Source organism: Amycolatopsis speibonae (assembly GCF_042647925.1).
GTDB lineage: Bacteria > Actinomycetota > Actinomycetes > Mycobacteriales > Pseudonocardiaceae > Amycolatopsis > Amycolatopsis speibonae.
Window position 1 is genome coordinate 14,089 of sequence record NZ_JBHRWK010000046.1, and the last position, 19,829, is coordinate 33,917.

The 19,829-nt window shown below is 66.5% G+C and carries 12 protein-coding genes and 1 tRNA gene; 9 read left to right on the forward strand and 4 right to left on the reverse strand.

Annotation, left to right across the window (positions count from 1 at the left end; translation table 11 throughout):
• Positions 1-3: 3 nt before the first annotated feature.
• Positions 4-1,344 (reverse strand): flagellar basal body-associated FliL family protein, encoded by a 1,341-nt coding sequence (locus ACFOSH_RS27590; protein ID WP_378241978.1) that lies wholly within the window; start codon positions 1,342-1,344, stop codon positions 4-6.
• Between the two features lie 142 nt (positions 1,345-1,486).
• On the reverse strand, positions 1,487-2,680 hold the full coding sequence (locus ACFOSH_RS27595) for a hypothetical protein (protein WP_378241979.1): 1,194 nt from the start codon (positions 2,678-2,680) through the stop codon (positions 1,487-1,489).
• Between the two features lie 222 nt (positions 2,681-2,902).
• Here ACFOSH_RS27595 and ACFOSH_RS27600 point away from each other — a divergent pair, with 222 nt between their 5' ends.
• From ACFOSH_RS27600 to ACFOSH_RS27640, 9 genes are all read left to right on the forward strand, one after another.
• The gene (locus ACFOSH_RS27600) at positions 2,903-3,124 is read left to right on the forward strand and encodes a helix-turn-helix domain-containing protein (RefSeq protein ID WP_378241980.1); all 222 of its coding nucleotides are present in this window, start codon (positions 2,903-2,905) and stop codon (positions 3,122-3,124) included.
• Positions 3,125-3,193: 69 nt separating this feature from the next.
• Positions 3,194-3,700: a hypothetical protein gene (locus ACFOSH_RS27605; protein ID WP_378241981.1), complete on the forward strand. Its 507-nt coding sequence runs from the start codon at positions 3,194-3,196 to the stop codon at positions 3,698-3,700.
• A 75-nt stretch (positions 3,701-3,775) separates the two neighbouring features.
• Positions 3,776-4,384 carry a hypothetical protein gene (locus ACFOSH_RS27610; protein ID WP_378241982.1) on the forward strand — a complete coding sequence of 203 codons (609 nt, stop codon included), beginning with the start codon at positions 3,776-3,778 and terminating at the stop codon, positions 4,382-4,384.
• A 188-nt stretch (positions 4,385-4,572) separates the two neighbouring features.
• Complete coding sequence (locus tag ACFOSH_RS27615; protein ID WP_378241983.1) at positions 4,573-5,112, forward strand: DUF2716 domain-containing protein; 540 nt, start codon at positions 4,573-4,575, stop codon at positions 5,110-5,112.
• A gap of 38 nt (positions 5,113-5,150) precedes the next feature.
• The gene (locus ACFOSH_RS27620) at positions 5,151-5,552 is read left to right on the forward strand and encodes an immunity 7 family protein (protein WP_378241984.1); all 402 of its coding nucleotides are present in this window, start codon (positions 5,151-5,153) and stop codon (positions 5,550-5,552) included.
• Between the two features lie 252 nt (positions 5,553-5,804).
• Positions 5,805-9,881 carry a LamG domain-containing protein gene (locus ACFOSH_RS27625; RefSeq protein ID WP_378241985.1) on the forward strand — a complete coding sequence of 1,359 codons (4,077 nt, stop codon included), beginning with the start codon at positions 5,805-5,807 and terminating at the stop codon, positions 9,879-9,881.
• A 54-nt stretch (positions 9,882-9,935) separates the two neighbouring features.
• Positions 9,936-16,778, forward strand: coding sequence for an RHS repeat-associated core domain-containing protein (locus tag ACFOSH_RS27630; RefSeq protein ID WP_378241986.1), 6,843 nt, complete (start codon positions 9,936-9,938; stop codon positions 16,776-16,778).
• 17 nt (positions 16,779-16,795) lie between these two features.
• Positions 16,796-17,248, forward strand: coding sequence for a DUF4240 domain-containing protein (locus ACFOSH_RS27635; RefSeq protein WP_378241987.1), 453 nt, complete (start codon positions 16,796-16,798; stop codon positions 17,246-17,248).
• 138 nt (positions 17,249-17,386) lie between these two features.
• Entirely contained in the window at positions 17,387-17,680 is a 294-nt protein-coding gene (locus ACFOSH_RS27640; RefSeq protein WP_378241988.1) for a YiaA/YiaB family inner membrane protein, read from the forward strand.
• On the opposite strand, the gene ACFOSH_RS27645 is transcribed toward ACFOSH_RS27640, so the two are convergent.
• Both ACFOSH_RS27645 and ACFOSH_RS27650 read right to left on the reverse strand, forming a co-directional pair.
• The gene (locus ACFOSH_RS27645) at positions 17,677-19,431 is read right to left on the reverse strand and encodes a hypothetical protein (protein ID WP_378241989.1); all 1,755 of its coding nucleotides are present in this window, start codon (positions 19,429-19,431) and stop codon (positions 17,677-17,679) included. The genes ACFOSH_RS27640 and ACFOSH_RS27645 overlap by 4 nt on opposite strands.
• Before the next feature lie 314 nt (positions 19,432-19,745).
• Positions 19,746-19,818, reverse strand: a tRNA-Gly gene (locus ACFOSH_RS27650).
• Between the last annotated feature and the right edge of the window lie 11 nt (positions 19,819-19,829).

Here is a 19,829-nt window from a genome sequence, read left to right on the forward strand (position 1 = left end):
CGATCAGCTGGTGACGGCGTAGTTTTCCAGCGTCTTCTTCACCGCACGCTGGTACGTGCCGCTCAACGCCTTCTCGCCGTCTTCCCCGCCGAGCGGGTTCTGCAGGATGTCGACCCGGACGATGTTGTTGCCGTTGATCCAGGTGCCGCGGTAGTAGCCCTTGTCGCCGTCGATCTTCTTCTGGAAGTTCAGCTTCGGCGGCATACCCGGCAGCGGCTCGGTGATCTGCACGAAACCGTTGCTCGTCTGGTACTGGCGCAGCTGCTTGACCAGGTCACCGGCGGCGCCGGGGCTGGTCAGCGGGATGACCATGACCGAGATCTTCGCCGGCTGCGGCCCGGTCTCGTCCGGCTGCTTCTGCGAGCCCCGGTACGCGACCTGCTTGACCCCGGCGGCGATGACCAGGTCCGCCTCGGCCTTCTCCATGCCGGTGATCGCGGCGAGCTGGGCCGCGGGGATCGCGCCGCTCTTCGAGTCCTCGTCGCCGGACTGCTCCGGGATCTTCTCGAACAGCAGCTCTTCGGGCGTCTTCGGCTTGGCCGACGACGTCGGGGGAGCCTGCGACTGGCTCGGCTGCGGCGAGGCCGTCGGGTCCGGCGGGGTGTCACCGCCGCCGGAGAAGGCGAAGTAACCGCCGACGCCGAGACCGGCGAGGACCAGGACGGCCACGATCGCGATGACGGCGATCTTGCCGCCCTTGCCCTTGGGCTTGTCTTCGAACAGCTCAGGGCCCTGCTTGACCCACTCCGTGCTGCCGACCGGCGAGATCGGCGGGAACTCCGAACCATCCCACGGCGGGCTGGCGTCGGTGTCGGTCCAGCCCTGCTGCTGCGGCTGTTGCTGCTGGTAACCCTGCTGCTGTTGCTGCTGCGGGAAGCTGCCCGCGGGCGAGGCGTGGCCCTGCTGGGGGAAGCCACCGGCCGGGGACGCCTGGCCCTGCTGCGGGAAACCGCCCGGCGGCGACGCCACCGGCGGCACGACCTGGGTCCGGTTCGGATCGGCCTGCTGTTGCTGCCAGCTCGGGACCACCTGGGTGCGCTCGCCCTCACCGTTCTGCGGCGGCTGGTTCACCGGCGCGATGATCTGGGTCGAGTCGGCGCTGTTGGGCTGGCCGGGCTGCTGCGGCGCCTGCTGTTGCGGCGCCTGCGGCGGCGGAGGGGGCTGCTGCTGGAAGGGCTGCTGCGGCTGCTGGCCGGGCTGCTGGACCTGCTGCTGGGCAGGGTCCCCGTAGGCGACCGCCGATGACAACACCTGGTCACGGCGGAGCCGGTAATCGTCCGCGGAGAGCCGCCCAGATGCGAGCTCTTCGTCCAGATTGCGCAGCTCTTCCTGCCAGGACACCACCGGCCCCCTTATCCGATTTCCGGCGGGAGAACGCTCCCTGCCGTCGCGATACCACCACTGCGGTGACCTCGCACATTCTGCACTGCCCGGACTCGACGCGCCCTCGCGGGTCGAATCGTGATCTCCCCGCGACCTGGGTCTCTCAGCTCGCCGGGAGAACAGTGTCCAAGGAGGTCAGCGTCTGCCCCAGCCGGGTGTCGAGCGCCTGCGCGTCGCCGCCGAGCGGCTGCGAGACCCAGGTCGTCACCGCCATCGTCCCGGAGACGTAACCGAAGCCACTGAGCTGGCCGTTCTGGTTCGCGCCGACGAGGGCGAGCCGGTCGCCGACGCGCTGCTCGCGCAGTCCGGCGTTGATCGAGTTCTCCCGGAAGTACTTGACGATCGCTGTCGCGTCCTTCGCGTCATTCGCCGGGATCACCAGGACGAGGTACCCGTTCGTGCCCTCGTTCGAACCCTTGTAGGTGATCGACGCGACGTTCTTCGACGCGAGGTAGTCGGCCGCGGCCTTCGAGTAGAAGTTGAGCTCGACACCCTTCGCGACCGACATCGTCGAGTTGTCCTTCGACGGTGTCCCGGGCAGCGCGGGCAGCCGATCTTCCAACGGCGTCTGGCCACTGTTGGGCTGGCCGGACGGCGCGAGACCGTCCGGCGGCAGGGCCACGCTCGGCGAGGGCGGCCGGTCCGCGACGTTCGAGGACGGCGACGAGCCCAGCCAGAGCGTCCCGCCGATGATCAGCGTCAGCACGACCAGCACACCGGCGGCGATGAACAGCCAGGTCGGCTTGCGCTCGCCGACGACCGCGTAGTCCTCGGCGGGAGCCTGGTGGCGCGGGCCGGGTTCGGGGGCCAGCGGCGGAAGCGGCCGGTTCAGCTCGCGGGTCGACGGCCTGTCCCGGACCGGCGGCGGCTCGGCACGCAGGTAGACCGTCGGATTGATGTCGGCGGGCGAGGGCGCGGTGGTCTTGTGGTCCGCGATGTGGGGGATGGCGCTTTTCTTCGCTTCGCGCGGCTTGGGCTGCTCGACGGTCGCCGGCGGGGGCGGGTAGACCGGCTGAGTTTGTTGGTACGACTGGGGTTGCCGGTACGGCTGGGTCGGCTGCTGGTAGGGCTGGGACTCCTGGACCGTGACTGCCGGCTGCTCGACCGGCCGCGCGGCGGGATTGGCGCTGTGCCACTCCCCGCCCGGGCGCCGCAGCGGTGAGGGGACCGGCGACGGCATCGTCCCGCCGGAGGCCTCCGCCAGGAGCTCGTCGCGCTTCCGGCGGTGTTCGGCGTGCCCGACGCGACCCGCGGCCAGCTCGACGTCCAGCTGTCGAAGCTCGTCTTGCCAGCTCATTTAGCCCCCTGCCGCCGGGTGTGGGCAGCCAGTGTTGCATGCACCCTTATGGGTGGTTGATGTGGTCTTTCCACATTCTTGTGTCCACTCACGACCTGGTCCAGCACTGATCTCGCCGCTTTTCGGCGGCGTCGGTGACGTCGAACTCGACCAGCTGCCCCCGGCACCGGGATTCTCGTTTGCGGGACATACGACAGATGAGCACGGCGGGGAGTGAGAACGATGGCCGAGCGGACCGACTGGAGGAAAGACGGTGCGGAAATGCGAGAGGCGCGCGGCTGGTCCCAGACGAAGCTCGCCACCGAGGCGGGGATGACGCAGTCCGCCGTCGCACGGTTCGAGGCGGGAGGGACAGTCCCGACCATTCCGGTGCTGGAGCGGCTGGCTCACGCCCTTGAAGCCGTCCTCGACGTTCGCATCACCCCGCGCCTGTCCACGGTGTGATGCTCTTTCGGCTGGTCAGGCGTGGCGGGCCGGTTCCGCCGGTACGGTGACGGACGTGGGAAGTGCCGGGTGACGGAAATCGACGCGTGTCGCGGCGCGCTGCGCGAGCTGGCCATCGGCAGGCTCGCCGGACGTGACGTCCGCACCTCCCATCTGGTCGAGGCCGGTCTGGACGCGATCGTCGCCGGACTCGACACCCCTTCCCTCGCCCTGCTCGCCGGGCTCGGGTCCGCCGCCGAAGACGCCGTCGACAAGGCGTTCGGCCAGGTCGTCGACGAGCTCGGGCTCGACCTGCCCGCCGATCCGACGGCCGCCCGCTGGCTGCTGATCCACGGCTGGCTCACCGCGATGGTCGAAGGCCGCCTCTCGCCCGCGGCCGGTGGCGCGCTGGTCAGCGAGGTCGGCGAGCTGCTCGGGTCGCCCCAGGCGTTGCGGGGGATCACGCGCTGGTCGGCGATGCTCGACAGCTGGATCCCGACCGACCTCACCCCGAGGGACGTCTGCGAGGTGCCGATCCTCGAGGAATCGGCCGAGCTGCTCGAAGGACCTTGGCCTCCTTCGCCACGTCACCCGTAAAGCCCCGTTTTCTGTCGTACATGTGTTCTAAAATAGTCGTTGTACAGCAAGAACAGCGGCGAAAGGCAGACACGGATGGCCTACATCACCCTGCCCACGTTCGTGGGGTACAGCACGAGCTCGGGTCCCTCGCGTTCCTCGTTCGTCCGGCGCTGGCGCCGCCAGTACGAGGACCCGGCCAGGGGCGGGTTCAACTTCTATCTCCGCGCCGCGAACGCGATCCGTGCCGGGCGGATCTCCGGGCGGGATCGCGAGGTACTGCGGGCGCTGGTCGAGAACGCGGACGAGCGCACGCGGCCGCACTACACCGAGATCGCCAACGGCTGGCTGCGCTACGTGGGGCGGCGTGACCTGCGGCTCGCCGAGGTCGGCCGGTCACGATGGCGGCTCGGCGCGCTCGAGGTGGGCATCAACCCGCACCTCGGCCTGCGCAAGGGCGACGGCCCGGTCTACGCGACCTGGCTCTACTTCAAGGAGGAGCCGTTGAGCCGGGACGCGGCGCAGATGGTGCTGTGGCTGCTCGAACAGACCATGGACGACCTGCGGCCGGGCGGGCGCCCGCTGGTGATCGACGTCCGCCGGTCGAAGGAGTTCGCCTTGTCGCCGCGAGACCGCGACAAGGTGAAGCCATGGGTGCGGAGTGAGGCATCGGCCTTCATGAGCCTTTGGGAGGCGGCCGCATGATCGAACGACGGCGAGCCCGCTTTCCGCGGGCTCGCCGTTCACGCACCGTCATTCTCACGGTTCCGGCGGCGGCGCAAGACACCTGATCAGGTGACAGTTTCGCGGAGTATGCCCACGAGCTGGACAAAGTCAGGCCCTGAACACGAAGCTTTCCCAGTCTTAATCGGCCGAACCACCGAGGGTCGCTCGTGAACAACGCTTGGGAAGCCATCTCCAGGGTCGCAGATGAGCCCGCTTGGTACTGGGTCTACGACAAGCTCGCGTTCTGGCCGAGCACGTATGCGCACGCCTGGCCCGGTTTTCGTGAACCCGCGCCGTCCATCGCCTGGGATCTCGCGCCCGGAGGACTCGACCGCGCGTCGGCCGAATTCCGGCTCGGCCCGTACGCCGTCGAGCAGAACGACGTCGCCCGTGTCGCGCTCTCGGCGCTGAAGGAGTGCGTCGCCGAGGACGAGTGGGTCTGGGTGCTGCACTGGCAGCACCAGTCGTATCGCTTCTACCCGCATCGGCACGCCGCGCTCGACCCGTGGCCGGTCCCGGTGTTCCCGCGCACGGACTACCACATGTTCCTGGCCAACGACTTCCGCTTCGGCACGCTCGGCCACCCCTGGGAGCGGACGTTGTGCGTCTACGGCGAGAAGCTGGCGCCGGCCTTCGAGAAGCACGGCGAACGGGTCTTCAAGAACGCGCTGCGTCGCGACGGGGCACCGGCCGCGATGGCGGGCTGACCGCCGTCCGGCGGGCGGACCTGCCTAAACTGAGGCGGGTGTTCGAATATCACGGGTGGGTGACCATCCAAGCGAGCCCTTCCGGCGACGATGACGCGGCGCTGCTCGAGCGCATCGTCGAGCGGGTGCACCGCGCCGTCCGCGACTTCGACGACGGCGATCTGGTGGACCTGCGCTGGGCCGCCGGGGCACCGGTGCTGCATCTGGGCGGCATGGACAAGCACGGCACGACGATCGCGCCCGAGCTGGTGGACCTGTTCACCCGCGTCGGCGACCTCGCGCCCGGCTCCTACGGTCTCCTGCACGTCTGGGACGACCAGGACCCCGAGCACGACAACGAGTTCAAGGTGTACCGGATGGCCCGCGGCCTGGTCACCGAACACCGCGACGAGCATCTGTCCCCGGTCGCCCCGACAGTGCTGGACGGCTACGAGATCTAGACCATCTGCCTGCTGTTTCGTGGATGATCGAATTACGCTGTTCGGCTGCTTTCCCCGCGCGTCCGAATAGGACAGAGTTCAACTGGGCGCGGGCGGCACATCCCCGCAGAACGAGGGGGAATCGCCGTGAGATCGTCGCGTCTGAGATCGCGTCTCGGTGTCGTCAGCGTCGTGTTGGCCGTGGCTTTCGGGGTACTCCCGGCCACGGCTTTCGCATCTCCAAGGGAAAGCGCTTCCCCGCCGCCGTCGGCGGTGCCGAATTCCGCCCCCGACACCGCGGCCGCGACGAAATTCGCCAAACAGGGCCAGAAGAAGGTCCGGGTCGACGACCTGACCTCCGAGCGTTCGGAAACCTTCGCGAACCCGGACGGCTCCCTGACGCTGACGCAGAACACCCGGCCGGTTCGAGTCCCTCGTGACGGCGACTGGGTTCCCGCGGACTCGACGCTGAGCCCTGGCCCGAACGGGGCACTGTCGCCGAAGGCCGCGATGGCCGATATCTCGCTTTCCGCAGGTCGCCGCGGGGATGTCCAGACCGCAGGAGCGGCGCCTCTGCTGCAGTTGAGTGCCAACGGCACCTCGGTGGGGCTCGACTGGCCTGGGGTGCTTCCCCAGCCGATCGTGTCGGGTGCCACCGCCACCTATCCCGACGTGCTTCCCGGTGTCGACCTCAAGGTCGAGGTGGACGTGGACAAGGTTCACGAGGTCGTCGTGATCAAGACGCCGGAGGCGGCGAAGAACCCGGCCATCGCGAAGATCAAGCTGGGCCTGCCGGTGAAGAACGGCAAGCTCAGCAAGGACGACGACGGCGCTCTCCGGGTCAAGGACGCCAAGGGAGCCGACGTCTTCCTGGCCAAGGCGCCCTTGATGTGGGACTCGTCGGGGGTCGAACCCGGCGCGACGGATTTCGTACGCGGTCCGGCGACAGGCGGTCGTCAGGCCAAGGTGTCGACCGAGATCTCGGGCAAGTCGCTGCTCCTCACGCCCGACGCCGACCTGCTGGCGAACGCCGCTTACCCGGTTTACGTCGACCCCACTTGGCAGACGAACTACTGCGCCAACTGCGGCCGCAACCACTATCTGGTCCAGCACGCCTGTGGCGCTTCGAAGGTGCCAGGCGACGCGGCGTGGGACTCGGGTGATCAGCTCAAGGCCGGATACATCTATGACACTGCCTCGAGTTGCGCCGGAAAGCTGGTCACCGCGCGGTCCTTCGTGGAGATGAATCTCGGGGGCCTGGCCGGGAAAGAGATCTACACCGCGCAACTGAACCTGGCGGTGACCAATTCGAAGGACTGCGGTGGCTCGAACACCGTGGTGCTGACCAATCCGATCGTCCCGGGACTGAAGTTCGGGAGCGGTCCGGTACTGGGCAACTGGCTCGGAAGTGTGGACGGCTGCCCGACCAACGTCGGCTTCGACGTCACCTGGGTCATCGAGAGCCTGGCGAAAGCCAACGCGCCGAACTTCACCTTCGGCATAGTCTCGCCCAACGAGAACGACCAGAAAACGTGGAAGCGCTACTCTCCCCAGGTCGGGTTCTCGGTCACCTACAACTCGCTTCCGAACTCGCCGGCCAATCTCGCCATCGTCAACGGGACCTCGACGTATCCCTGTGGCCCGCCCGCCCCTGGCCAGCCGTGGGTCCGTCCGGTGCTCGGTCGCACCAGCACCGGTTACGTGGTCAAGGCGAACGTCCAGGATCCGGACGGCGGCATGCTCTACACCGGTTTCCGCGTCTACAAGGGCTGGGTCAGCTCCGGAAACTACGCCTGGGACCAGCGTGAAGCAGGTGTCGACAACGTCTTGAGCGACTCGAACGTCGCCAATCGCAATGCTCAGGCGACTCTGTTCAAGGACTCGATGCCCGTGGACGGGCTCTACTCCTTCGACGCGCACGTCACCGACGGCCGGGAAACCAGTTGGGTCGGCGCTTGCGAAGTCGAAGTCCAGCTCTCCGAGCCGTCCGCTCCGTCCGTGTCGTCCCAGACGTATCCCAGCGGCACCTTCGGCGGTGGTCCCGGACGGGCGGGTGACTTCACCTTCACGGTGGCCAACACTCCGACCTCGGTCGGAAGCTACGTGTGGAAGCTCGACAACACCGCGCCGCCCACCTGCAACGGGACCGAGCCGGGAACCGTGAAACCCGCCGCGTACAGCGGGCCCGCGACTGTAGCCATCGCGCCTCAGACGAAGGGCACGCACGTCCTGAGTGCTTGGTCGTGCAACCGGGCGAAGACCCCGTCGACGAGGGTCGACTACAACTTCAGCGTCCGCGACGTCACGGCTCCTCTCGCGTCTTGGCAGTTCGAAGGTGACGGCAAGTCGCAGGCGACGGGCCTGCGTTACGTCGGTGAAGGCCGGGGAGCGTTCACCGACGGCAAGATCGGTGAAGGCGTGTCCCTGTCAGGCCAGGCAGGCGACTACTTCGCGAGCGGTGCGCGGGTGGTGGACACGACGAAGTCCTTCTCGGCTTCCGCCTGGGTGAACCCCACCGGATTGAACAGCAGGCGGGTCGTGCTGTCCCAGGACGGTAGTCAGAGCAGCGGTTTCGCCTTGCAGTATCACGAATCCGGGAAGTGGGCCTTCAGCATCGCCGACTCGGCCCAGGCCAACCCGGCGCAAAGTTCCGCCTTCTCCACCGCCGCTCCGACCGAGGGAGCGTGGACACATCTCACGGGCGTTTACGACGCCACCGCGAAAACGGCGACGCTCTATGTCAACGGACAAGCGCAGGCCACGGTCAGCGCCACCGGCTCCGGTGGCGCGGGACCGTTGGTCGTCGGCGGTGGGAAGTCCGGCGGTGTCCGGACCAACCTGTACTCCGGGAAACTCGACGAGGCCGTGATCTTCGACCGCGCTCTGACCACGGCGGAAGTCGGTTCACTGCACGGGAACAACGGTGTGCCGACCGGTTTGTCGGCCACCCGCGAGTACGCGTTCGAGAGCAGCACGGCGGACGCGACCGGAAACGACGGCGCTCTCACCTTCGCTCCAGGTTCGGGGTTCGAAACCGGCTACAGCGACTCCGCCGGACAGTCCGCCACGGAGAGCAAAGTCGGGCAGTCGTCCGGCCAGGCTTTCGTGAGCAACGGAAACGGTTACGGTCAAACGAAGACGCCGGTGATCGACACCGCGCAGAGCTTCACCGTTTCGGCTTGGGTGAAGCTGTCCGACGCCAACGGTTACTACGCTGTGGCCGGGCAGGACGGTGTCCGTTCCAGCGGATTCCAGTTGCGCTACTCCAAAGACATGAACCGCTGGATAATGGGTCTTCCGTCCGCGGACATCGATGGAGACGGGTACCGGTGGGCGACTTCCACCGGTATCCCGCAGGTGGGCGTCTGGACTCATTTGACCGGGGTTTACGACGCGTCCACCGCCAAAGTGCTGATTTACGTGAACGGCGTCCTGGAAGGGCAAACCGACATTCCCGCGGGGACCACCTGGACCGCGACAGGCGGCTTCGCGGTCGGTCAGGTGCGGTGGAACAGTCACCCGTCGACCTTCTTCAAGGGCAGTATCGACCAGGTGCAGGTCTGGGACCGTGCCCTGCCCGCCGCCGAGACCGCGGGTCTCGCCAACACCGCTGTTCTCCGGGCGAACTACCAGCTCGACGGCAATACCGCCGACGGCGTCACCGGCACCACCGGGACCGTCTCGGGCGGCGCGGCCATGGTCGACGACAACGGCGTCAACGTCGCGAAGTTCGACAAGTCCGGGACAGGGCAGATCGCGTCGCAGCGACCGGAGAATTTCCGTGGCGATCGCAGCTTCACCGTCGAGGCGTGGGTGAAGCATCGCTGGACCGCCGAGGACGTCGCCGCGGCCAAACAGGCGAACCCCGCCAACACGGCCGGCGTCGACGAGGTGGGCAGGGCCGCGGTCGGAGTGGACTCCCCGCAGTTCCCGCCTTTCATGCTCGGATATCGAGGCATCAAGGACCAGGACGGCAAGTGGCAAGGCCGGTGGAGCTGGATGATGGGTTCGTCGACCGCCACCTCGACGAATCCGTTCGCGTGGTTCGCGGTTTCCGACAGCAACGCGTCTGACGGCGTGTGGACCCATTTGACCGGCACGTACGACGCGACAACCGGTACCTCGTGCCTGTCCGCCTCCACGGACGAACTGCAGTACTCCCCGGTTTGCCTGACCAATGTGACCGGGTGGAACGGTGCCAGCCCGCTCGAAGGCCTGCTTATCGGCAGGGGTGCGTGGACCGGCTACAAATCCGATTTCTGGTACGGCGACATCCGTGGAGTTCGCGTCTACACCGGTGTGCTGGACGCGCAACGTGTCGCCGCGGACATGATCCTCGACCACCCCTGATCCTTCTTCTCCGGCTCGGCAGACGCTCCATCTGAACCTTGGGCAGGCTTCGTCATGCGTAGAGACACCCGCTGGACCCGCATCGGCCGGTTTTCCCGCGTCACCGCGTTGGCCGTGACCGCGATCATGCTCGCGTCCGGTGGCGCGGCGATCGCACTCGAAAGCAGGGGGAGTGCGCCGGGCTGGTCGCTCGGGCCGGGCCAGAAGGACAAGAGCGTCCCGGTCACGTCACTCGTCGCTCCGCCCTCGCCGCCGCCGGTGTTACCCGATGCGAAGGTGACTCCGCCGGTTTGGCCAGGAGTGGCGGAAACCGAGGTCGAAGTGCTCGCCGGAGCGCGCGATGGTCGTCAGCCGCAGGGGCTCGGCGTTCAGAACGCCGCGAACGGCACCCCGGTGAAGGTCGGCTGGGCACGGGCGAAGGACACGGCCGCCGCCAAGAAGGCGGGGCCCGCGCCGAAGGTTCGCGTTCGTGTCGCCGACCAGAAAGCCAGCGACGCGCTCGGACTCCGCGGCGTGGTGCTCGCCGTGACCGATACGGGCGCCGGTGCGGAACCGGTGAATGTCGCGGTCGACTATCGGGCGTTCGGGAGCGCCTACGGCGGTGGCTGGGCGGATCGGCTGCAACTGGTGGAATTGCCGGGCTGCGCGTTGGTGACGCCGTCGAAGGCCGAGTGCCGGACGAAAACCCCGGTTCCCGGGACGGTGAACAACGGCAAGACACGGCAAGTCTCAGCGGACGTAGCGCTCGGGAGCGCCGCGCCTCGGGTCTTCGCCGTGACGGCCGCGGCGAGCGGCTCCGCCGGAAACGTGTCCGCCCAGCCGTTGTCCGCGGCCGGATCGTGGTCCAGCGGCGGGTCTTCCGGGAGTTTCTCCTACAGCTACCCGTTCGCGGCTCCTTCCGCGCCGAGTGGAGCGACGCCGAGCCTCGCGCTTTCGTACTCCTCCAGCGGCGTCGATGGGCTGACCTCCGCGACCAACAACCAGGCGTCCTGGGTCGGCGACGGATGGGACTTCACGCCGGGCGGTTACGTGGTCCGCAACTACCTGCCGTGCAGCGAGGACCTCGGCGGCAACAACGGGCAGACCAAGACCGGTGACCAGTGCTGGGGGATCGACAACGCGACCCTCGTCCTCGGCGGCAAGTCGACGGAGCTGATCAAACTCGCCGGGACGAACCAATGGCGACCAAAGAACGACGACGGTTCCAAGATCGAACTGCTCGGCGGCGCCGCGAACAACGCCCAGGACGGGCAACACTGGAAAGTCACCACCGGCGACGGAACCCAGTATTTCCTGGGACTCAACCGCCCGCCCGGCTGGTCGTCCGGCAAAGCCGAGACCCAGTCCACCTGGACGGTCCCGGTGTTCGGCAACAACGACGGCGAAGCCTGCTACAAGCCGAACAACTTCGCAGGCTCGTCGTGCCGCCAACCCTGGCGCTGGAACCTGGACTACGTGGTGGACCCGCACGGGAACGCCAGCACGTACTACTACCAGCCGGAGATCAACTACTACGGGCTGAACCAGAACGTCACGACCGCCGGAACCGAGTACACCGCCGGTGGATATCCCCTGCGGATCGAGTACGGCCTGCGGCTGAAGGACGGCAGCGTCTACGGTTCCGCGCCCACGAACCAGGTCGTCTTCGAAACCGCGGAGCGCTGCCTCCCGTCCGGGGCGATCACCTGCGACCCCTCGCAACTGAACTCCACGACCGCCTCGTCCTGGCCGGACGTCCCGTCCGAACAGATCTGCGCGAAGGACAAACCCTGCGACTACGGTTCGCCGGCGTTCTTCACCCGCAAACGGCTGACCACGGTCCGGACGCAGTACAACAACGCGGGCACGCAGACCGATGTCGACGTCTGGAACCTGGCCCACACGTTCCCCGGCACAGGTGATGCCTCCCCGTCCGCGCTGTGGCTGTCCTCGGTCACCCACACCGGGAAGGGCGGTGGCGGGAGCATCACCCTGCCTGCCACCACGTTCGGCGGATTCATGTTCGCGAACCGGGTCGACACGGTCGGCGACAAGTACAACCCGATCACCCGCTACCGGGTCAACGAGATCAGGACCGAGACCGGCGGGCGGATCGGTGTCGCCTACTCCGGCCCTGATTGCGTGGCGGGGTCCCGCATGCCCGCGTCACCCGAGACCGACACGATGCGCTGCTACGCGTCGTTCTGGAGCCCGCCGGCGGCGAAGGACCCGGTCCTCGACTGGTTCCACAAGTACGTCGTCACGGACATTTCCGAAGAAGACCTGACCGCGGGCGGGGTCGCGGTCAAGACGCACTACGAGTACCTCGGCGACGCCGCGTGGCACTACGACGAAGGCCAGTTCACGCCGAAGGCGCGGAAGACCTGGAGCCAATGGCGTGGCTACGGCGTGGTGCGGACGTCCATCGGCCATCCGTCCGCCACCCAGACGGTGACGGAATCCGTGTACCTGCGCGGGATGGACGGCGACCACTTGCCGAACGGCGGCAAACGCCCGGCCTCCGTCGAGGACTCCGAAAAGGGAACGATCGTCGACCAGGATCCCTTGCAGGGCTTCCTCCGAGAGTCCAGGACGTACCTCCCCGGTACGACGACGGTCGACAACGCGACCATCAACGACCCCTGGCTCCGTGGTCCGACGGCGACGAGCGCGGACGGCCTGCTCAAGGCGCATTCGGTGGACATCGCCACCGTGCGGGGCCGCACCCTGCTGTCCGACGGCAAGACCTATCGCCGTAACCAGGTGAACAAGAAGTTCAACGACAACGGCCTCGTCATCGAGCAGGAAGACCTCGGCGACACCGGCGTCGCCACGGACGACACCTGCACCAAGACGACCTACGTCCCGAACACCACGGGAATGTTCGACAAGTCGAGCGAAGTCGTGATGTTCGCCGGGACTTGTTCGGGTACGGCGACGGCGTCCACGGTCATCACCAACGCTCAGGTCTCCTATGACAAGCAGGCCTTCGGTGTTCCGCCGACGACGGGCAACATCACGCGTACCGACACGCTCAGCGGTTGGGATGGCACAGGCAAGAAATTCCTGACGACCGCGACGAACGAATACGACGCCTACGGCCGTGAAGTGTTGTCGACCGATGTGGCCGGTGCGGTGACGAAGACCGGGTATGTGCACAGTGCCGGCGGACAGGTCACCGAAGTCACCGTGACGAACCCCCTCGGCTGGGTCTCGACGACCACCAAGGAACCCGCTCGGGGAAACCCGGTGTTCTCGGTCGACGTGAACAAGGTCCGCACGGACATCACTTACGACGCGCTGGGGCGTAAGACAGCGGTCTGGAATCCGGGGCGCAGCAAGCTCGACGGTGACAAGGCGACAGCGACCTTCGCCTACACCGATGCGGCGACTTCACCGACAGCCGTCCCCACGACGGTGGCGACGAAAGCGTTGCAGGACAACGGCGAGTACACGACGTCGTACGCGATCTACGACGGCCTCGGGCGGACGAGACAAGCACAGTCCGTGGCGTCCGGTGGCGGACGGATCATCAGCGACACTGTCTACGACTCTCGTGGGCTTCCGTTCAAGTCCAACAACGGTTACTTCAATGACGCTTCCGGGCCGGCCGCGAAGCTGGTGACCGTCGCGGACAACACGGTGTTCAACCAGACCGTGACGGAGTACGACAGTCGCGCCCGCGCGACAGCATCGATCTTGATGTCGAAGGGCGTCAAGCAGTGGCAGACGTCGACCATCTACGGCGGCGACCGGGTCACGACCATTCCGCCGCGGGGAGCGTCGCCGCAAACCGTGGTGACCGACGTGCACGGGCAGACCGTCCAGCGGCTGCTCTACACGGACGGGTACACGCCGGGAGCGGCCAATCCGGCCGACGTCACGAACTACACGTACAACGCCGCGGGCGCCATGACGTCGATGTCCGACGCGGCAGGCAACGTCTGGTCGACCGGCTACGACCTGCGCGGCCGCAAGATTCGGCAGACCGACCCGGACGCGGGAGAGTCGACCTTTGCCTACGACGACGGCGGGCAGGTGACGTCGTCCACCGATTCCCGCGGCAAGGCCACTTTCTATACCTACGACAAACTCGGACGGAAGACGCAGACCAACGCGGACTCGACCACTGGCACCAAGCTGGCGGGCTGGACCTACGACACCCTCCCCAACGGGATCGGCCTTCCCGCCTCGTCGACACGCTGGGTGGGCACGGACGCGTATGTCACCCGTGTCGTGGCCTACGACAAGTACGGCAGGCCGACCAAGAACGCCGTCGATGTGCCGGCCGTCGAAAAGGGCTTGGCCGGGACCTATGAGTTCGGCACCACCTACACGGCGACGGGCGCTGTCGCGTCCACGGTGAGCCCGAAGGCCGGAAACCTGCCGCTCGAACACGTACGGCACACGTACAACGAGCTCGGGCTGCCGTCTACGTCGTATGCGATCGACTCTTCGGGCACGACCACGAATCTGGTCTCGAAGACCGATTACACCTCGTTCAACGAGATGTCCCGCATGCAGTTCGACGGTGAGAAGTCCACCGTGAACGTCGGCGTGACCCAGACCTACGACGAGATCACCCGGCGTCCGCAGACGACCACCGTCAACCGCGCGACCCAGGTCGGTTCGCAGCTGACCAACCGGACCTACGGCTACGACCCGGCCGGCAACGTCACGAAGATCTCGGACACCCCGTCGGGTGCGCCGGCCGACACCCAGTGTTTCGAATACGACTACCAGCGGCGGATGACCGAAGCGTGGACTCCGTCTTCGAGTGACTGCGCGACGGCCAAGTCGGCTTCCGCACTCGGCGGGGCCGCGCCGTACTGGAAGTCGTACTCCTTCGACAAGACCGGGAACCGCACGAAGGAGGTCGACCACAAGTCGACCGGTGATGTCACGAGCACGTCGACCTACCCGGCGGCCGGGCCGACCGCCGTCAAGCCGCATGCCCTGCAGAAGGTGGACACGAGCGGCCCGAACGGGACCTCGACGAGCGGCTACACCTACGACCAAGCCGGCTCGATGCTGACGCGGAACGTCGGCGGCGACACCCAGACGTTCACCTACGACCATGAAGGAAGAACCGAAGGCGTCACATCGCCGACCGGTGAGAGCAAGTACATCTACGACGCCAGCGGCAACCGGCTCGTCACCCGCGCACCGACAGGCGCCACGCTGACGATCGGCGACCTCGAGCTGGTCATCACCACCGGCACGACCGGTGTTTCGGCGACCCGTTTCTACCAGCACGGCGGAGCCCAGGTCGCGGTCCGAGTCGGCGGATCCGGCCTCAAGTGGATGCTCGGCGATCTTCACGGCACGAACGGCCTGGCGATCTCCGCGGGGACGCTCACGCCCACCCAGCGCTACATGGATCCCTTCGGCAACCCGCGCGGCCCTGCTCCGTCCACCTGGCCGGACAAGCACGGTTTCGTCGGTGGCTACCAGGACACGACCGGCCTGACCCACCTCGGCGCACGCGAGTACGACCCTTCGCTGGGCAGGTTCACCAAGACCGACCCGGTGCTGGATCCGGGAGTCCCGCAGCTGTGGAACCCGTACTCCTACGCGAACAACTCGCCGGCGACCATGACGGATCCGTCTGGCATGTCGGCCTGCTTCCACATGGGCGAGGACGGCCTGTTCTGCCACGAAGGCACCGAACAGGCGGCCAAGTGCACGGGTAGTTGCACGGTGATGGCCAGCTCCCCGTCGTCGCCGCAGGGCAAGAAATACGCGGCCGAGCAGCGGGAGAAGGCCAAGCGGGGCTACAACGAGAAGTCCTACAAAGAAGCGCAAGCCGTCGTGAAGAAATCCAAATGGGACGTCTTCATAGACGCGGCCGGTGAGCTGATCAAGAGCCTCATCGGCTGGGACGACATCATGGGCTGCATCGAGGGCTCGGTCGGCTCGTGTATCAGCACCCTCCTCAACTTCATTCCCTGGGGCAAGATCCTGAAGGTCGGCGAGATCGTCGCCAGCTTCTGGAAGGGCGCGCGGGCACTGGCAACCTTCGGCCGTGAGGTGGAGAAGGCCCAGAAGGTCATCGCCGACACCGAGCGGATCCTGGCCGACGCCGAGATGGCGGCGAACGCGGTGCAAGTGGTGGTCGCCGTCAGCGAGGGAGAGGGCGTCGTCGGTGCGGCCGCCGCGGCCATGGGCGGTGCAGCAGCGAGCAACTCGGGCTGCAACAGCTTCGTTCCCGGTACGCAGGTCCTGATGGCGGACGGCACGACGAAGCCGATCGAGGAAGTGAAGCTTGACGATCAGGTGCAGGCCACAGACCCCGAGACCGGTGAGATCACGGCTCGGAAGGTCGTCGCCACGATCATCGGCGAAGGGCAGAAGCAGCTGGTCGAGATCGGCATCGACGGCGGGGCGCCGATCGTGGCCACTGATGGTCATCCGTTCTGGGCACCCGACCTGCGGAAGTGGGTCCCGGCCGACGCGCTGACGGTCGGAAGCTGGCTGCAGACCAGCAGTGGCACCTGGGTACAGGTAACCGCTACTCGGACCTGGGACACGTCCGCCCGCGTCCACAACCTCACCATCGACACCGACCACACGTACTCTGTGCTTGCGGGGCTCAGTCCGGTCCTCGTCCACAACTGCAACAAAAATCAAGGAATCTACGAGTTCAAGGATCAGCTCAACCCTGGGAAGACGTATGTCGGAAAGACCAAGAACTTCAACAACCGCCTGCAGGACCACATCGATAGCGGACGTTTGAAGAGTCGAGGTGACGCGACATGCACCCACGTCTGCGGCTCGGACAATGACCTCTTTGTTGCTGAGCATCTTCGGATGAAGGAATTGGGCGACAAGGGAGTTGCCTTGTCAAATAAAAACGCTTCACCGGGTAAGAAAATCTTGACGGAAGGACGTAAGTTTGAGCAACTCAAGCTCTGGTAGTGGTAAAGGTGTTGTCTGTGTCTGATTTCTGGAGCGTTATCGGATCGAATCCGGTACGCGACGCCGACGACGTTGATGCTGCCCTGGAGCGGATCTCCTCGCGACTCGATGTGATGACGCCCAACACTTTGGAGCGGTTCGCCGAGTTTCTGCACGAAGCTCTTTTTCGGATTGACCGGAGAGAGCTCGCGGAAATTCCGGTATATTTATCCGGTTTGGAATTCGAGCAGACAAGCGACCATTTCCAGTATGCGCGCTGTGCGTGCATACTGGCAGGTGAGAAGGTCTATGGCGAGGTTCTCGAGTCCGGGGTTGGATTCGGACTGTTCATCGCACCGGCTACGCAGGGGGCCGAAGGCCTGCTCTACCTTGCGTCGGAAACATATGAGAGAAAGACCGGTGAGCGCTTGAATTCTCAGAGCTTCTTCCCGGTCGATTCGATGTCGAACGTGCAAGGGTGGTCCGACTGATCGTCAGCCGGGTTGGAGACGAGGCAGGCCAGTCGTGACGATCGTGCTGGACGGACGGGCTTCGGGATCTGAATCGCAACACTTCTTGAGTAGCTGTACTCAAGACACTGCGCGGTCCTCAGCGCGACCTTGGTAAGCATGACGAAAACTTCCGCAGCGCCTCCCACCACCGTCGCGTTCTTCGTCCAGGCCGCCCTCTCGTTCGGCTTGGCGCTGATCGCGGTCGTCGTCGGCATCTGGTACCTGCCGGTCGACGGCTGGGTCCGCGGCTTCCTCGCCCTCGGCATGCTCTTCCTGACGACGTCGGCGTTCACGCTCGCCAAGTGCATCCGTGATCGGCAGGACGAGAACTCCGTCGTCAGCAGAGTCGACCAGGCCCGCGTCGACAAGCTTCTCGCCGAGCACGACCCGTACAAAGCGCCCGCGCTCTAGCCCTTCCCCGCGTCCTTGATCGTGGTGATGCGGTGGTAGACGCCGTCGCGATAGGCGAGGACGACCACGTCCTTGACCTCCGGCGCCGCGACAGCCTGCCAGCCCGAGCGGCCGGTTCCGTTCATGAACTGCGAGATGTCGTCGCGAGGAAGCCCGACCGTGCCGCCGCCGACTACCTTGCCCCCGCCGTTCGTGATGAGGATGCATTGGGCCTGCTGTCCGCCGATGAGCGCCCAGCCGTTGATCTGCTTGTCACCGGTGACGGGTGCGGTGTCGACGGCGCCGGCGGTGTCCTTGGTGCCGTAGCCGGGGCCCTTGAGTTCGACGGCCTTGGCGAGGTCGACGGTCGTTCCGAGTTCCGGCCCGCCCGCGCCGCAGCCCAGGGTGAAATCAGGCGTGAACGGGTAGATGCCCATGGCCCGTTCCTGGTCGAGGAAGTCGCTGTAGGCGAACATCTTGGCCATCACCCCGCCCGCGTTGACGTGCATCGCCACCGCGAGAACGGGCTGATACGCGTACCGGTAGCGGGTCGCGCCCGCGGCGGTGTTCCCGATCGCGTAGACGCACAGCGCCATGACCAGCGCCAGCGGGATCGCCTTGAGCCGAACCGCCCGCGGGCCGCGGGTCACCAACAGCACGAGCACCGCGCAGACACCGAGGAGCCCGATCCCGACGTAGCGGGGTGACAGGCCTTCGGTGGCGTTGTAGCCGCCTCGGCTGATACCGATCATCGCGCCGTTCAGGATCACCTGGGCGGCCAGCCCGAACCAGCCCGCGACGGCCGCGACCGGCGCCGGGCCGTCGGGGCCGCCGATGAAGTCCTCGGTCTTGGCCGTGAGCCGCTGCTTCACGGCTGTCGCGATGAAGATGCCGAAGAGACCGACGGTCAGCGCGCCCGCGAGGAACGCGAGATCGGCTGATTTGGTGGACCAGGACTGACCGATGGTGCTGGTCATCGCACCGAGGTAGGTGTCGACGCCGACGACGTTCGGCTTCTGGTAGCTCGGCGGCCACGGCGCGATGCGCCAGAGGACGAAGACGACTAGACCGAGGCCGAGCGGCAGGGCGGTCTTGATCCGGCTCTCGCCGCGAAGCCAGAGGACGAGTGCGAGGACGATCCAGACCGGGAACGCCACTCCGTGCCCCAGGCTGCCCATGAAGGCGAAGAGGAACGCGGGGACGAGCTTGCCGTGGTGCGCGAAGGCGATCGCGATGACGGCGGGGGCGAGGCCGAGGAGCCACTGGACGCCCATCATGCCGTCGCCGAAGTATTCGACCGTGCCCGCGGAGAACACCAGGCCGGAGAGCCCGGCGACGACGCCGGCGCGGCGCAGGCCGGTGAGGGTTCGGGGCAGCATGCTCCACATCGCGGCGAACATGCCCCCCGCGAGGATGACGCTGAGGAAGCCGAGCGGGGGCTGGGTGCCGGCGAACAGTTTCGCGTCGAGCCAGAAGACGAGGCCGACCAGCACGATCGGGTGTTCGTGATAGAGGTGGAACAGCTGGGCGACGTCCAGGTTGCCGTTCGTGTCGGCGGTCAGGCCGAGGACGACCCAGTAATCCGCGTGGTTGATCTTGGGGGCGCGGAGGACCTCGGTGATCGACAGAACGATCGGTACCGCTGTCAGTGCCCAGAGGGCCCAGAGGGGGAGCCTGTCGAGCAGGGCTCGCTTCGCGGGCTTGCCGGGCTCAGGTGCCTGCTCGGCTTCCATGGTCGCGACGGGTCTGCCGTCGCGCGCGCTCTCGCTCATCCGTCTTTCCCCACCTCGAAGATCCGGTCCACAAAGTACCGAACGCCCAGGTGGCGGCTGCCGCCAGCAGGGGCGACATATGCACAAATCCGAATTACTACGGTCGTGTGACTCCGCTCACCGAACCTGTAGCACGTAGTAACCATCAAGATCAGAGAACAAACCGAAAGGAGAACCAAGAAGATCGACGTGCCCTATAGCCGACTCGCCAACGCGAGCGACAAGCGACGTGGGGGTCCGGGGCTCGGGCCCCGGGAATTATGGTGAGCAAGCCATGGTCCAGGCGTTCCCTGGACATGACATGCCCACTTGCGAGCGGATGACGGGATTCGAACCCGCGACCCTCACCTTGGCAAGGTGATGCGCTACCAGCTGCGCTACATCCGCATGTGTTCCAC

Excerpts from the sequence above, each read along its gene's own strand:
- ACFOSH_RS27595 (WP_378241979.1), bottom strand. The coding sequence starts at position 2,680 with ATGAGCTGGCAAGACGAGCTTCGACAGCTGGACGTCGAGCTGGCCGCG.
- ACFOSH_RS27600 (WP_378241980.1), top strand. The coding sequence starts at position 2,903 with ATGGCCGAGCGGACCGACTGGAGGAAAGACGGTGCGGAAATGCGAGAG.
- ACFOSH_RS27610 (WP_378241982.1), top strand. The coding sequence starts at position 3,776 with ATGGCCTACATCACCCTGCCCACGTTCGTGGGGTACAGCACGAGCTCG.
- ACFOSH_RS27630 (WP_378241986.1), top strand. The coding sequence starts at position 9,936 with ATGCGTAGAGACACCCGCTGGACCCGCATCGGCCGGTTTTCCCGCGTC.
- ACFOSH_RS27640 (WP_378241988.1), top strand. The coding sequence starts at position 17,387 with ATGACGAAAACTTCCGCAGCGCCTCCCACCACCGTCGCGTTCTTCGTC.
- ACFOSH_RS27645 (WP_378241989.1), bottom strand. The coding sequence starts at position 19,431 with ATGAGCGAGAGCGCGCGCGACGGCAGACCCGTCGCGACCATGGAAGCC.